This is a genomic window from Vibrio neptunius, from assembly GCF_000967495.1.
GTDB classification, from domain to species: Bacteria; Pseudomonadota; Gammaproteobacteria; order Enterobacterales; family Vibrionaceae; genus Vibrio; species Vibrio neptunius.
In genome coordinates, this window is record NZ_JXXU01000014.1 from 1 (window position 1) to 16234 (window position 16234).

Sequence of the window (16234 nt, forward strand, 5' to 3'; positions counted from 1 at the left end):
CTCATCTAATCCAACGACCGTGATTATTCATGATGGCCAATCCAAAGCGGGATCTCATACAAATAGCTCACGTCAACAGGCGATTGAAGTAGCACAACAACTCTACGGAACACCTAGTGAATCGACTTTCACCGAGGCAAGCATCCATGAGAGAAATAAAAGCCGTACTCTAAGTCTCGACGACAATAACCAGATCCCAACCAAACGTGTTCCTGGGCCTTCTGTCGTCCTAACATCTGACGCCTTACTTTCTCACAACAGTCAGCATTCTCAAACGACGTCTGATGACAATCAGTCCATGCTTGATCGTTTCCTCGACCAACTTAGTGATGTTTCCGAAAGTGACACTCTGAGTCAGTCTAGTGTGAAAAATGCTGAGCCTATCAAACTCAATCAGAACAAGGTCTCACACAAGCATGCGCTTCAAATCGCTCAACAGCTATTTGATGACAACAGTGATACTACAAGCCAATCAAGCAGCTCTACTAGCTTAGACTCATCTGATGTAACAAATGCTAAACCTATTAAGCCTGTAAATCATCAACACGCGCTTCAAATTGCTCAACAGCTATTTGACGACAGCAGTGATACGAGCAGTGAATCAAGTGATAATACTGAAATCGATGCTTTGATCACTTCAAGCCAAGCGTTAGTCACAGAATCTCAACAACAAAGCCAACGTGATAATGCTCTTCTGAATGAACCAACATCGCAATTCGAACATCAAAGATTAAGCACAATTTTTGAAGAGCAGCATGGTCAAACCTATGAGGACGACAACATGAGCGACAGCAGCATGTCTATGTTGTCGGAAGAAGCTCTACTTGCTCACAATAAAACTGATGACAGTAAATCAATACTTGACCGTTTTTTAGAAAACCTGAAGAGCATTTATAGTAGTGATGATACTTTGAGCGAAACGGATACGCAGTCTGACAATGACATAGACAATGCCGAGCCTATCATGCATATCACTAAGCTTGAGGAAATGTATGATTCAAGTACAGATACAGCTTCTGAGTACAATAATACGCTAATGAACGTAGATGAACTTGTGTCCTATCATGAGCTCTCTCAGGAAAATAGAGGCTCTTATCCATCGGATACAGCTACAGAGTCAGAATTCGATTATGATACGCATAAAGCTACTCGCAACTACCCATATTCGGTTAAGGTTACCGTGGGTGAATTAGGCAATCCAGATGAAGGTTATTTTGAAACTTTTGAAGGAGATGAGTACGAAGTGATCGCTCAAATAAACAAAGATTGGCTCAGCGTCATGAATATTGAAACCGGTCGCGTTGGCTATATTAGTACAAAGAACGTCGAAGATACTGAGAGAACACAACTACTTAAGAAAAAAACGGCATTTATAGAGCAAGCTCAAAATAATGATTTTGATCCAATGTTCGATGCAAAAGAGGAACTCCGTGAGTTCTACTTGAAAGCACGTTTATTTGACGCCTTGAAAACGCAACAAGCGGATCTTGAAGAAGGTGAAGTGGGTGTTTTGTGGGGAATCTACGAAGACATTGATTGGTCTGTTGACAAAGCACTCAGGAGCGACGCAATTACCACTGTTTATCCGATTAGCTTCACACTACCAAATGGGCAAGAGCTAGCTTCAATCGCCGTTAAAGTGATAGCTGGTGCTGATGTTAAAAATGACACTCTTGAACATGAAACCCGTGTTTTAGGACTCTCTCATTCAATTGACTACTATGGCTCATACACATCTCACCAAGGCGATGTCATTATCGGAGAAACGCTGATTCAAAATAATATGTCGTCAGAGCGCTACTCGATTAAAGTATTTCAAGATTTAGTCGACGGATTAGTTGAGCTGGAATCAAACAATATTGTTCATGGTAACATTACACCCAAAAATGTGTTGGTACACAATAAACAATACATATTTGGTGATCTGGTTAACCCAGAAAAAAATGATTTCAATCACTACAGAGTTCAAGAACTAAATAACACCAACACAACAGCCTCGAACATTTTTGCGGCTGGAATGACCTTGATTGAAATGAAGCACCCAGAGCTTACCGAAGCTATTTGGAAGAGGGTCTCACAAAAACAACACTCTAATATGTATTACTCAAGTATGGATTACCAATATGCTGTGATAGATTCTCTACCTCAACTCGATGAAGAAGACAAACTGCTGGCAAAAATGGTTGAATTCGATACCAACTATAGGATTAAAGCAGCAGAGCTTCATAAGGAATTGATAAACCTCAAGCTATAGAGAAAACAATAAGCCTAATCATTTAACCACGCTCAATTGGGACAAATAAAAAAGGCAATTGACTATCTAAAGGTAAAGGGAATGGATGCCCTTTGTTACTCCTTCATACCCCCTCACTTTTTAAGCATAAAAAAGCCCCTTTCCGCTCAAGAAAGAGGCACACCAACATAGCGTTACACAAGGGTCTATAATTGGGCTTCTAACCTAAAAGACTAATAGGCTATTTCCAATTCGAACATCGAAACCAAACCAACTTGCTCAGATATTCATTGTACGTTGCATTTCAAGTCATTAACGGCAGCATGACCCGTCATTGCTTGTATAACATCACACAGCACAACTCTGAATAATCCAATACTAAATCTTGAGATTTTCGACAAAAAGAGCTTAATATATGAATCATAATGTTGTCAAACGTGAAACTTTTTTCAACAAAAAATAATCTCATACTATGTAACAGTTCATAAAACACAATTCGGAGAAGTATATTGAAAGATGTCAGCACTATCGGCGGGCGACTAAAAGAAATTCTTTTTGTTAAAGGTGTTTCTGCAGCTGAGCTATGTAGAAAAGTGGGTATAGAGAGAGGCTATATGAGTAAGCTTCTTAATAACAAAATTAAAAACCCGCATAAGAATATGACCCAAATAGCGAAAGCACTTAATGTATCCTACGAATGGCTGATGACAGGTGTTGAACGTAATGGTACCTATGAGCGAGATTACGATGTAGAAGGTATAGTTAATTCTAAGCTTCAAAAGATTGGTTTTTTTGAAACTGGTATGCCAATATCCAAGTTCCACAAGCTTATATATAATGATGAGTCCATCAATATAATTAGCACTAAGAAACTTGGTGCCGGAAACTATTTATTTCAAAGCGGTGAAGACATTATCGAGTTATTTAGAGTTGATAATTTTATAAATTTAACTTGGTATCCTCACGAACCTGAAAAAGATTACATCCCAATTGGCAAGGTTATCACTAAAATCAGTAAGGAACATATCAATGACAAGAAGCTTAAACTTGTTGAAGGTTGAGAATGGCTTAATATATTATACAAATGAAGATAACGACTACGTATTAAGTTCGCCAGCTAGGGGGCTGATTAACAAAGGACTTGTCGTCTTCTTCAAAAAGGAACATCGAGACTTAATCCACGCCATGGACCCCATGACCAAATTTGATATTAAATGGTACGGATTCCTCACCGCACTTTACCTTGCGTCACTATTAGTTGCAGTTCCTATGTCACCTCACAGCGTCGAAATATTCGGCACTTGGCAACCAGCGGGTATTTTGATTTTTCCGCTAACCTTCTTGGTTCTCGATACTATTAATGCAACATTGAGATATGAGTATGCAAAATCTACCACTTACTTTGGTGCTGGCATGTGCGTATTGGCATCAGGATTAATAGCACTCACTTTTTCTACTTTTGATATTCAATCCCCTTATAAAGAAGTCTTTGAACCGCTTATTTATTTATATCTAATTAATAGTCTATGTATTCTATCAGCCGACCAAGCAAACAACTTTATTTTTAGAAAACTCAGTATAAAACTGCATAAAGCACCTATTTGGGCACGTTCTATTATTTCAAGCACAATTGGTCAGGCCCTGTACACGGTCATTTGGATAGGATTATTCTTTAATTCTGCTACATCGTTAAATTTACTACAGAAAATTGCTGACAATTATCTATTTAAAGTCGGTTACGCTGTCGCTCTTCTCCCTATTCTCTACGCTCTCGTGTTTACCTACAATACCCTAAAAGTAAAGAAACAGCATGACTTTGCTAAGTTAGATGAAGACTCAAAGTATGCATAACTAACACATATCGATATAAAAAAGCTCAGATAACCTATCCGAGCTTTTTGTTATGGTAGGTAGAACTGCTTATCTCTCTTCAGCCTTGCCAAAACTCGCAATCAACCTGAAAATACAAACATCAAAGCTCTCACGACTCTGCGAGAGCTCTTCAATATAACTTTCTAGATCACCAGCGAAGGACGAAGGTATCGGTAGTGTGTAACTTGAAGCTGAGGTATACACTTTGTACGCCCCTGACATGAAGAACTTTTTAAACTCTTCACCTGTGAAAACATACTCGAACTCTCTAGGTATGAATGAAAGGATACTGAACCCTCTCGACTCAAACATTTCTCTGTATTCCTCTGGGCTTTCCAAATGCATACAGGGCATACGAAAATTTTGGCCAAGTTGTGGATAGTAAGCACGGAAAAACTCGCCCATCAGAACCATGATCTGAGGACACCATTCCTGCTTATAGGGTGTTTGAAGAACGAATATACCATTCACATTGAGCGCATCCTTAATGGTAGAAAGCGCAGCATCATAGTCCTGATACCACTGGAACGAAGAATTCGATGTGATGACATCAAATTTGAGTTCCGTAGTGAACTGACGAACATCTGCGTGTTCGAACTGTACCGAACTGTCAGGGTATAACTTATGTGCCTGCTCAAGCATTTCCTTCGAAGCATCTATAGCCACCATTACCTGAGGATTCGAGTGTGCCTGTATAAGGTGAGAGACTTTCCCGGAACCGCAACCAATATCAAGCAAACGCCCTACTTGGGTTGGTACAAGCTGAATTAACTCTTTCGCTGCATCAAACTGAACAATGCCATTGCTGTGGTATTCTTTACTGTAATTCATAAGTGGTCGCTCTTGATTTCAAGCCAGTCATGATAGTCTAAAAGCGCCTACATCGCAGCGATAGGTACTTCAAGAATTACACGTGTTATATACCATTCTCTTAACAAACAACGAGGACAAAAGATAGGATTGATACTGGATTCGAAAGTCATTTTTGAAAACAGGTTACATCCAATAATGATATTGTCTTGTTGAGCAACATAACCTTTAAGCTCGGATGGCTGAGTTTTTGTCATCAGATCATACGCAAAACCTGACACGATTAAACCTTCCGTCTGACCTTCTTTGTCAACAAATGTATTCAAAAATAGACATCTAATTAACCTGATACTTTACTGTTGCGACATCCATGGCACCAAGCTGCTACAGCCTACTGTAGAAACTGACCATTCAAGGACCGTTAGAACAACGATAGCTTAAACATGCCACCTCTTAACTCATGTCAATGTACAATATTCTGTGCAAAGAGCATATCGACATGCAGCAATAGAATACCAGCCTATATCATAGACATATCACTGAGATATCTAGACCCGACCATAGCACTTCTTCAAATCGATTCTATGGCTGCAAATCAAGGCTTCAACAATTGAGGACATTCAACTAAAATAGTTATTAACAAAACTATTCATAAGAAGTTAATGAAGAAAAGTAACTTGACCACTAACACTGGTCATCGCTTTATATCTAAAGCTAAGACTGCGTTTAAAATTCATATTCATACACCTGATGATACGGTACTCCACCGCTCAGTCGGCTATGTGAGAATTGGTGATAAGAAGGGGTTAAAGAAAGCCATTAAACTTCGCAATGAACTGGGCAGTGCTATGTGGGGTAAGTTTTGGCGTAAGTTACTCAAAGACCCTTACTTAATGACCCGCCTTCCCCACTCGGTAGAACCGAAAATCATTTTCAAACCTCGTCCCACCAAAACTGATCCAAACGCCAAAGATGAGTGCTACATCGCCGCTTGGCGCAACTACGACGAAGAAGGCAAATTGATCTACAAAAGCGTGGTATGTTCAATAAAAAAACATGGACGACTTGCGGCTTATACTAAGACCAAAAAAGCACTGCTGGAGGCCAATAAAGACAATTTGGAAATCCTCGAGTTCATGGGTCGCCTCAACAGCATCGACCTGAAATAAAAAACACCCCTGACTCTCATCAGAGGTGTTCCAAAGTGCAATTCAAAAGTCGTTATTGGGCCTGATACTCAAAAGCTGGCACCATAATTTCTACACGTCGGTTTTGCTCACGACCTTCTCTCGTTTCGTTAGAAGCAATCGGATTATTTTCTCCTTCACCACGCGCCGTAATTCTTGAGGAATCAACCCCTTGTTCTTGTAGCACTTCAGCCACCGATTGAGCACGTTTTTCAGAAAGTTTCTGGTTATATGATGCTGAACCGCTAGAGTCAGTATAACCGACAACTTCAACAGTAGACTGAGGGAATTTCGTCATAAAGGTGACCAAATCGGCCAGCATTGTTTTGCTTTGTGGTTTCAACTCTGCACTGTTTAGTGCAAAACTGCTGGAATCCACAACTTTGGTTTCAAACGTCTGGATAATTGGCTCAACGACAACGACTTCCTCAACCATCAATTCTTCTTCCACTGGTTGCTCTACTTCTTCATCACTACCACCAAATTTTGCTATGAAGCCAAGCGTCAATGCGTTGCCTTTAAAGCGATGAGTATCAACGTTAATATCTGTTAAACGTTGGTATTCAAGTTGAAAATCAATGGTTGGCATAAAGGAGTACGTGATACCCAAAGCACCAAGTAACGAGCTGTCATCTTTGTCGCCGTACTCAACATACGCACCACCTAGTTTAGCAAAGGCATCCAATCTTTCCGCTATAGGCATGGTCAATCGAGGGGCAAAAGAATAAGAGCTCAAACCCGCGTCAGTGTACCCAAACCCAGTGGTTTCGCCCAAGGTATCTAGCCCTACTTCAAGGCTGATCATATCATTAAACTCATAACCAGCGAATGAACCCAAAGCCCAAGAGCTGTCATCACACGGGCCTGTAGAACAAGAATCATTGAGCCAAGATGCCCCGGCTTTTGCACCTAAGTAGAACTGAGCGTTCGCCGATGCGGATGCAAGAAGAAGTGTAGTAGAAATGACCGCTGCTAATTTTTTCATTATGTTGTCCTTATTACTCTCAACGCGTAAACGCCGCAACTAACATTCCACACTATAACAATCAATAAGTTACAGTATGGCCACACTAACAGTACACCTTGGTACATAAAATGTACAAATAGGTTTGTAGACTGATTTCACTTTTTGGGGGTTAACGAGTAACATTCTCATAAATATGACAAAGCCCTGTTGATTCAGGGCTTTGAATAACTCTTTTTGTGCGCCGTGCAGTTAAGGCTGAACTTGATACTCAAACTCATTCATTGTGACTTCCGCCCGGCGATTCTTGATACGTCCTTCACGAGTTTGATTGGATGCGACGGGATTCGCTTCACCTGCACCTTCTACATGAATGCGTGAGTGGTTTACACCATAGTTTTCAATGATATCCGCGACAGACTGAGCACGCTGCTCAGACAGTTTTTGATTGTATGCAGCGGGGCCACTGGTGTCCGTGTAACCAACCACATCAACGGTCGCTTGTGGATAATCACTCATGAATGAAGCAACTTCTTGCAATGCGATTTCACTTTCCGGTGTCAGTTCTGAGCTATCGAATTTAAAGCTAACCGAATATACCACTTCGGACTCATAGGTTTGGAGCAATGGCTTAACTATGACCATTTCTTCTACCACTTCTTCTACCAGCATTTCTTCTTGTGCTGGCGTCTCCGCACGCTGACCGCTACTGCCAAATTTTGTAGTGAAACCCAATGTAAACGCATTACCAGCAATACTATGCGTGTCAATATCAATATCCGTTAAGCGCTGATACTCTAACTGAATATCAATGTTGGGCAGCAAACTGTAACTCAGACCGACACTCGCAACAAAAGAACTGTCGCTCTTGTCACCATATGCCACATATGCACCACCAGCTTTGGCAAATGCATCAAGATTCTCAGTTAAAGGTAAGCTGAAACGAGGCGCCAAAGAATACGACACCAAGCCTGCGTCTTGATAGCCTGAACCTGTCGTTTCACCGAGCGTATCTAGGCCTGCTTCAAGTGCTAGGTAGTCGTTAAACTCATAGCCGAAAAATGAACCCAGAGCCCAAGAGTTATCATCACATTCACCTGTTGTGCACAAATCATCTACCCAGCTAACCCCTGCTTTGGCACCCAGATAAAACTGCGCATTAACCGACGCCGATGCGAGAAGAAGTGTGCCAGAAACTACCGCTGCTATTTTTTTCATTTTTGATACCTTATTGATAGATACTAGATTCGCCACGCTATAGGCAATCCGCTGACAAACAAATAGATACACGTATTACCGTACAGATGGTCGGACACTACACCCCAAAAAGATAAATAACAAATAACTTTGTTAATTTTTATTTAAATTCATATATTTAGATAATCACCTCTCGTATCAGAGTATTGTAGACGGGTAAATGGAACGGCAGTCACAACCTAGTTAAGGAGTTATATCGACGTTTAAAGTTTTTAAACAATATGAAGACATAAAAAAACCGTAGCCTTAAGCTACGGTTTATATTCTTGATTGTGTTTTTTATTATGCGTTAGCTTCACGCTCTGCAATAAACGCAATCGCCATCTTGATACGAGTAATAACGCGCTCTTTACCTACAAGCTCCATGACAGCATCAACAGAAGGAGACTGGCCACCACCTGTTACTGCAACACGCAGTGGCATACCAATTTTACCCATACCGATGTCTAGCTCTTCACAAACGGCTGCGATGACGCCATCTTTGATGTTCGCTGTTGTCCACTCTTCTAGCGCTTCAACTTTTGCTAAAGCCAACTCTAGCGGGCCTTTGGCGACACCACGCAGATGCTTCTTAGCGGCGCCAGCTTCAAACTCAGAGAAATCTTCGTAGAAGTAGCGGATTTGCTCTGCAAGCTCTACAAGTGTGTTACAACGCTCACCCACAAGCTTGATCACTTCTGTGATTGCAGGGCCGTTTTCAATGTTTAGATTCTGGTTATCTAGGTGCCATTGTAGGTGATCAGCCACGTACTCAGGAGCCGAAGTCTTGATGTAGTGATTATTCAACCAAAGTAGCTTTTCAGTGTTAAACGCTGACGCTGACTTAGAGATAGCATCTAGAGTGAATAGGTTGATCATCTCTTCTTGAGAGAAGATCTCTTGATCACCATGAGACCAGCCAAGACGCACTAGGTAGTTATTCAGAGCATTTGGTAGATAACCTTCGTCACGATATTGCATCACTGATACGGCACCGTGGCGCTTAGACAGTTTAGCGCCATCATCGCCTAGGATCATTGCACAGTGCGCGAATGTAGGGACAGGCGCACCCAACGCTTCATAAATGTTGATTTGACGAGGCGTATTGTTGATGTGGTCTTCACCGCGAACAACATGAGTGATCCCCATATCCCAGTCATCCACAACCACAACGAAGTTGTATGTTGGAGCGCCATCAGTACGGCGAATGATAAGATCATCTAGCTGGCTGTTTGCGATTTCAATGCGACCACGGATCTGATCATCGAATACCACACTACCTTCTTTCGGGTTACGGAAACGGATAACAAACGCATCGCCTTCTTTCGCTTCTGCATTGGCAGCCAAAACTTTCGGGTGTTCAGCATCGTAACGCGGCATCTCTTTTGCTGCTTCTTGTTCAGCACGGATTTCGTCTAGTAGCTCTTTTGAAGCATAACATTTGTAGGCTTTGTCTTCTTCGAGTAGTTTGTCAACCATCTCGTTGTAACGGTCGAAACGCTTAGATTGGAAGTAAGGGCCTTCATTCCACTCAAGCCCCATCCACTGCATCCCTTCAAGAATCGCATCGACTGCCTCCTGAGAGTTACGTTCTAAGTCAGTATCTTCAATACGCAGAACGAATTCGCCGCCTTGGTTTTTAGCAAAAAGCCAAGAGTAAAGTGCAGTACGCGCACCACCAACGTGAAGGTAGCCAGTAGGGCTAGGAGCAAAACGAGTTTTAACCGTCATGTAAAATACCTTGATTTGTCTAGATGACTACACCAATCATTAGAATCTATGAATAGTGCCAAAATTGCGCGTATTTTAGCACCGATGTACAAATCTACAATCCGTCTTATACAGAATTCACGGTTGATTGGGATGTTTTCTGTCCGTGAAATAAACCTTTGCCTTGATTGCCACTTCATGGATAGAAACACGCGTTGCACAAACTGGACTCTACGTCGTACCTGCGACCAGTAGTCGTCGATAGCAGGAAGGATAACGCCCGTTAAGAGCAATATAATTATAGATAAACAATGGTGATGACTTTATTGAAATACATCGTAAGCTAAACCATAGTGAACACGGCTATCTCGTCAATTTTGACATTTTGGTATTTCTTCAGCAACAGCGCTTGACCTTCCCCTTAAGGTAAGGTTTATTCTCAGCAACAGTTCATCGTTGAGGGTTATGTTATGCGTCAGTTCGATATTCCACTATCTGGTTTAAGCTGTATGGGTTGCGCTCGGAAAGTTGAGCGAGAACTTACCTCTCAGCATCAAGTCAGTATCCATGATTTAACGCCACAACACATAACTCTGGATAGCGACAGCCGCTTTGCGGATCTAGAAAAGTCAATTCAATCTCTAGGGTATCAGGCAGGTCATCAGTATCAGTTCGACCTATCAGGACTAAGCTGCGGTAAATGTGTGGCCAAACTTGAGTCCGCTTTAAAAGAAAGTAACGATATCGGCCAATTTGATGTATCGAAAACCACGCTTTCTCTTTCAACATTGCTGACGCAGCAACAAGTGAAAGATCTTGTCGCTTCTCTCGGTTATCAAGCCAGTGAGACTAAATCAGAAATAGATGAGACAGGCACTCAACCACAAACCAAGCAGTCAAACTCGCATCATCCCTCTTCCAACCACAAAGAAACCCTTCATTTTTTGATATCAGGAATGACTTGCGCCAGTTGTGTGGCGTCTGTTGAGCAGGCACTGACTCAGGTAGAGGGTATAGACAAAGCTCAAGTTAATCTCGCGGAACAAAGTGCCTTAGTTTTCAGTACCTATAAAGACAACAAAACCATTAGCGCTATAACCAATGCAGTAAAAGAAGCAGGCTATCAGGCTGAAATTGTTGACGATCCAGCAACACAACAAGAGAAGCAACAGGCCCAACAAATGGCCGTGCAAGCTCATCATAAGAAAAGTGCGTGGGCTGGTATTGTGATCGGCGTACCACTCATGCTTTGGGGTGTGTTGGGTGGCAATATGATGATCCGTACCAGTCAGGATCAGTTAATTTGGGGCATCGTTGGGATTATTTGTTTCTGGCTTCTTGCTACCGCGGGAAAAAGCTTCTTCTCCAACGCTTGGCAAGCTCTTACTCACAAGCGTGCAACCATGGACACTCTCGTTGCGTTGGGTACGGGTGCCGCTTGGCTGTTCTCAATGTTAGTTGTGACGTTTCCAGATTGGTTTCCATCAGCATCACGTCATGTTTACTTTGAAGCCAGCGCGATGATTGTCGGTCTGATTTCTTTAGGCCATTACATTGAGGCAAAAGCGAAGGCCAAAACCACTCGTTCCTTGCAGGCTTTGATTAAACTTCAGCCCAATGAAGCTGTGTTGATGACCGAATCTGGCGACCAAGTGATTGCCATTGACCAAATAATAGAAGGCATGCAACTTCGCATCAAGCCCGGTGAAAAAGCCCCTATCGATGGTCACGTCGTTTCAGGTGAGTCTTACCTCGATGAATCTATGCTTACTGGCGAACCTGTCCCTGTCTATAAACAATGTGGCGATATGGTTTCTGCAGGCACGTTAAATCAAGATGGCAGCTTGGTCATTGAAGCAACAGGAGTGGGTAGCAATACCATGCTGTCGCGCATTATTACCATGGTGCGGGAAGCGCAAAGCAGCAAACCCGCCATCGCCAAACTGGCGGATCAAATTTCGGCTGTCTTTGTCCCTGTCGTTGCCGCGATTGCTCTGTTCTCTGCCCTAATGTGGTTTATGGTAGGCCCTGATCCGAAAGCAAGCTACATGTTGGTCGTTACCACCACTGTATTGATTATTGCTTGTCCATGTGCGCTAGGCTTGGCGACCCCACTATCGGTAACTGTTGGTATTGGCAAGGCTGCCGAAATGGGGATATTAATCAAAGATGCGGATGTACTTCAGTCTGCAAGCAATATCGATACGGTGGTATTCGATAAGACAGGCACATTAACCCAGGGCAAGCCTGACGTTCAGCATATCTTCGCTCTTAATCAAGACGATAAACGACTGCTAACCGCAGCGGCTAGCGTGGAGCAATATTCAGAGCATCCTCTAGCAAAAGCCATCGTCACGCATGCTCAAGAACATCAGCTTAGTTTGGGCGAAGTTCGCGATTTCAATAACATGCGCGGCATGGGAGTGACTGGTGTTTTAGAAAATGAAAGTATCGCGGTGGTTTCTTTACCTTATGCTCAAAAACAAGAGCTCGAGCTTGAAGGACTTGAACAAGAACTGCAGCGCTGCGCAAATAATGCTTGGACCCCAGTGATTGTCGTTCAGCAAAATCAGGTATCAGGTTTAATCGCCATCGCCGACCCGATTAAACAAGATGCGAAGCAAGCGGTGGCTGCCCTACGCTCTATGCAAATTACTCCGGTCATGTTAACCGGTGACAACCAGCATGTTGCTAATGCGATAGCTCAACAACTTGGGATCGAACAAGTGATATCTCAAGTACTGCCAGATGAAAAAGCAGGCCATGTGGCTAAAATTCAGGCAAACGGCAAGCGGGTTGCAATGATTGGTGATGGAGTCAACGATGCGCCCGCTCTCGCGCTGGCTGATATTGGTATCGCCATGGGTAGCGGTAGCGACGTCGCAATTGAAAGCGCGCAAATGACCTTACTTAACTCATCACCGCTGGCCGTTGTTAAAGCCATCGAACTTTCCAAAGCAACGATTAAAAACATGAAACAGAATTTATTCGGTGCGTTCATTTATAACTCTTTAGGTATTCCAATCGCAGCTGGCGTACTGTACCCAGCATTCGGATTTTTGCTCAGCCCAGTCGTCGCTGGCGCAGCAATGGCACTCTCATCAATCACAGTCGTGAGCAATGCCAACCGATTAAGACTTTTTAAATCTTCGATTCGTTCATAGAGGTGTGTATGAAAACTCAAGTTATTTCCTTTGCGTCCCTTCTTTTACTGTCCGGTCACGCACTGGCGGCAGACGTACTCAACCACAAATCACCCTACTGTGGGTGCTGTACAGAATGGACTAAACACATGCAGGAAGCTGGATTCACGGTTGAAGAAAAATTGCACGATGATATGAATCCAATAAAACAAAAGCTGGGCGTAAAGCCACAATTGGCCTCATGCCACACTGCTGAGATTAACGGCTTTGTCTTTGAGGGGCACGTTCCGGCACAGGATATCAAAGCATTTTTAGAGAACCGGCCTAAAAATGCTAAAGGTTTAGCCGTTCCTGGCATGCCGATGGGCTCACCTGGTATGGAGTACGGCAATGAAAAAGACGCCTATTCTGTTTATGCGTTTAACGAACAAGGTCAGGTATTCGAATACCGCTCTTACCCCGGAAATTAGTAATAACCATTTCTGTTGATGCTTTTATATTTTTAAACGCCTGACTTTTTCAGGCGCCTCCACTTTGCACACCCCAAAACAAAAAATTAATTATCAAACAGTTAGATGAAAAATGTATTTCTATTTAACTATTTGTAAATTTATTTTTCGCCTCTTTCAACATCCTCAGTTAACTTCCCTCCGGCGAAAAAGCGAGCATACGTGACGCATTTCTAATATTGCGGCTAATTGATGGTAACCACTGTTCCTCATCAAATCGGCCCAAGCAATCACAACTCAATACAAACCATTATTTGAGCGTAAAACTATGAAAAAAACTCTACTTTTAGTAGCATCAGCTGCACTAATTTCAATGCCTTCACTTGCTAATGAAAACTATATTGCAGTTGAACTAGGCCTTGGTTCTTACTCCACATCGGGTGAAGACGCAAATGCACCATTTATAAATGAAAATACTGGATTCATTGGCCTAAAAGGTGGTCACTACTTTAGCAATAATCTTCGTGCGTACGGTTACCTCCAAGTAGGCGCCGAATCGAGTGTCGAATATCAGTGGATTGGAGGTCGATACGCAGAATTTATCATCTCCACACATGAGATTGGTGCTGGTGCAGACTATATTCACGACCTAACAGACAGCTTTTATGTCTTAGCAGGTGGTAACCTAGGTGTGTACAAGAGTGAACTAGAAGCAACTTATTTAGGCTACTCAAAAGATAGCTCTAACACTGGTCTATCAGCAGGCGTTAACTTGGGTGTTGGTTACCACTTTACTGACAACTTCAGCATGGAATTAGGTTTCCGCCATAGCCGCTATTTTGGTAACGATCATCAAATCAAGGATAGTGTCTTCGATATCGATGTAGGCTTCGATGCAGCAAACACTGGTTACCTAAACGCTAGCTACTCTTTCTAAGCTAACGCCATCAGGTGTGGTTGGACTCTCCACACCTGAATTTCCTGCCTCTATCACTCAAAATTAAACAATCTCGGTTCAGGTTCTCATTTTTAAGACACCTAATGTCACGTTCAGCACTTATAAGCAACCTTGATATTGCGGTAGAATTCGCGTCTTCTGTTCAATCACGACGTACTTCGATAGCACTGCATGAATCTACTTGAAAAAGCCAAATCAGAACAATGTAATATTGCTATCGCAGATCTTACCTATAATCCAGTGGATAAAACTCTCCATTCGAAACAAGGAGAAATATCACTTGAACCAAGAAACTTGGCGTTACTGGAAATTTTACTCACAAACGTTGGAAACCCAACGTCAATTGAAGAATTTATAGAGTCGGTCTGGGAAAGTCAGTACATTTCCAAAAATGTAGTCACCAACAGAATTAGCCTATTACGTAACCTCTTCCGTGAACACTCTGAAGAAGCCGATCCATCTAAGATCATCATCACTTACCCAAAACGGGGCTATTACATTCCAGAAAGCGGCGTTCAGCTTGTGGCAAAAACATCGGACTCGAACAAAGCACCTCAAAAAGCCAACAAGATCGTTGAAAAAAAACAAACAGCGCTACGCTATTTTTCTTGGAGTTTAAACTTGATATTGAGTGCTATCGCAGTAGTGTTCGCGATCCATACTTGGTCTCACTTTGAAGAAGACAAGAAAAGTAATACTTTGCATATCCCTCAGGTCAGGCTGCTTCTCGATAGTATCAATCATGAAGAGCAGAGCTTGAACCGAATAGTACTCAAATTAAAAGCGCTAATCTTGCATTCTCAAAGTTGCTCTCCGTATATTCACCTATCGAATATGAGTTCGCCAACCTACTACCTGCACAGTCTAAGTGAACATGACAATTTCCCCGGTTCAGAAGCCTTCTATGACTCAGACTACACGCTGAACTTTAACTTATGGGAAGAGGCCAATGGAGTACTGAATTTGGAGAGCCTTCTTCATCACTCTGCGTCAGGCCGTGTCGCATGGCGCAAAATATATCAACTGAATCCTCCCTATTTGGCTGCGACGATTAACCAGCTCAATGTGGATTTGAGTGAGTACTTCAAGCTCCCGCAGCCAATAAAGCCGTTAGCCTCAAAATTATCTAGCCAAATTGAGCCTGTATCAGAACTGCCCCTTGAACAACTGCTCTCACGCCAGCTCTCTGGGGTTGAAGTCCTGTTTTATACTCGAGAATTACTTTTTACTCACCAATCTAGCGATGGATTAAAGCGTTGGATAAAAAAGGTGAGGAAGCAAACTCCCACTCCCCCACCCGATCTGCATATGCTATTAGCACTCCTCACTTATCGTTCAGGTGACGTTGAACGCAGTTTGCGTATGCTTCAAAGAGAGTATGTGACCGAGATACCAGAAAATGCACTGGTTTTGCTATTGCAAGCCAACATCAACAGAAAGATAGGCAACAAACAAATGTATGTCGCCCACTATCTCAAAGCTATTTCTGCACTCACCAGTACCATTGAAGCCGATCATATACTTCAACATTACTCTAATTCCGACAGGCAACAGTCATGCCTTAACCTATGGGGTAAGGCGCTAAAGGGCGTCAAATATATTCAGGAACCACAATCTGTTTTATGGAAGGGGATTGAACGATTCTGCCAACCCTACGATTGATCATTGAAAA

General features: G+C 42.5%; 13 protein-coding genes. 8 read left to right on the forward strand and 5 right to left on the reverse strand.

Features of this window, described 5'->3' with window-relative positions:
- From TW84_RS24535 to TW84_RS05255, 3 genes are all read left to right on the forward strand, one after another.
- Positions 1-2254: protein kinase family protein (locus TW84_RS24535; RefSeq protein WP_045974624.1), on the forward strand; the 2254-nt coding region annotated here is incomplete at its 5' end.
- Positions 2255-2742: 488 nt separating this feature from the next.
- On the forward strand, positions 2743-3294 hold the full coding sequence (locus tag TW84_RS05250; RefSeq protein ID WP_045974625.1) for a helix-turn-helix domain-containing protein: 552 nt from the start codon (positions 2743-2745) through the stop codon (positions 3292-3294).
- Positions 3263-4084: a VUT family protein gene (locus tag TW84_RS05255; RefSeq protein WP_045974626.1), complete on the forward strand. Its 822-nt coding sequence runs from the start codon at positions 3263-3265 to the stop codon at positions 4082-4084. The genes TW84_RS05250 and TW84_RS05255 overlap by 32 nt, the downstream gene beginning before the upstream one ends.
- A 69-nt stretch (positions 4085-4153) precedes the next feature.
- Here the strand turns inward: TW84_RS05255 and TW84_RS05260 are convergent, their stop codons facing one another.
- Both TW84_RS05260 and TW84_RS05265 read right to left on the reverse strand, forming a co-directional pair.
- Positions 4154-4936 (reverse strand): class I SAM-dependent methyltransferase, encoded by a 783-nt coding sequence (locus TW84_RS05260; protein WP_045974627.1) that lies wholly within the window; start codon positions 4934-4936, stop codon positions 4154-4156.
- Positions 4937-4983: 47 nt separating this feature from the next.
- Positions 4984-5241: a hypothetical protein gene (locus TW84_RS05265; RefSeq protein WP_052707889.1), complete on the reverse strand. Its 258-nt coding sequence runs from the start codon at positions 5239-5241 to the stop codon at positions 4984-4986.
- A gap of 336 nt (positions 5242-5577) precedes the next feature.
- On the opposite strand from TW84_RS05265, the gene TW84_RS05270 reads away from it, so the two are divergent.
- Positions 5578-6084: a hypothetical protein gene (locus TW84_RS05270; protein WP_045974628.1), complete on the forward strand. Its 507-nt coding sequence runs from the start codon at positions 5578-5580 to the stop codon at positions 6082-6084.
- Between the two features lie 52 nt (positions 6085-6136).
- Here the strand turns inward: TW84_RS05270 and TW84_RS05275 are convergent, their stop codons facing one another.
- From TW84_RS05275 to gltX, 3 genes are all read right to left on the reverse strand, one after another.
- Positions 6137-7087 carry an OmpA family protein gene (locus tag TW84_RS05275; RefSeq protein ID WP_045974629.1) on the reverse strand — a complete coding sequence of 317 codons (951 nt, stop codon included), beginning with the start codon at positions 7085-7087 and terminating at the stop codon, positions 6137-6139.
- 231 nt (positions 7088-7318) lie between these two features.
- The gene (locus TW84_RS05280) at positions 7319-8284 is read right to left on the reverse strand and encodes an OmpA family protein (protein ID WP_045974630.1); all 966 of its coding nucleotides are present in this window, start codon (positions 8282-8284) and stop codon (positions 7319-7321) included.
- A gap of 321 nt (positions 8285-8605) precedes the next feature.
- Entirely contained in the window at positions 8606-10033 is a 1428-nt protein-coding gene (gene gltX, locus TW84_RS05285; RefSeq protein WP_045974631.1) for a glutamate--tRNA ligase, read from the reverse strand.
- 449 nt (positions 10034-10482) lie between these two features.
- Here gltX and TW84_RS05290 point away from each other — a divergent pair, with 449 nt between their 5' ends.
- The 4 genes from TW84_RS05290 (at position 10483) to TW84_RS05305 (ending at position 16224) form a co-directional block, all read left to right on the forward strand.
- Positions 10483-13176, forward strand: coding sequence for a heavy metal translocating P-type ATPase (locus tag TW84_RS05290; protein ID WP_045974632.1), 2694 nt, complete (start codon positions 10483-10485; stop codon positions 13174-13176).
- An 8-nt stretch (positions 13177-13184) separates the two neighbouring features.
- Positions 13185-13625 (forward strand): DUF411 domain-containing protein, encoded by a 441-nt coding sequence (locus TW84_RS05295; protein ID WP_045974633.1) that lies wholly within the window; start codon positions 13185-13187, stop codon positions 13623-13625.
- 307 nt (positions 13626-13932) lie between these two features.
- On the forward strand, positions 13933-14541 hold the full coding sequence (locus tag TW84_RS05300) for an outer membrane beta-barrel protein (protein ID WP_045974634.1): 609 nt from the start codon (positions 13933-13935) through the stop codon (positions 14539-14541).
- Positions 14542-14733: 192 nt separating this feature from the next.
- Complete coding sequence (locus tag TW84_RS05305) at positions 14734-16224, forward strand: winged helix-turn-helix domain-containing protein (protein ID WP_045974635.1); 1491 nt, start codon at positions 14734-14736, stop codon at positions 16222-16224.
- Positions 16225-16234: the final 10 nt, after the last annotated feature.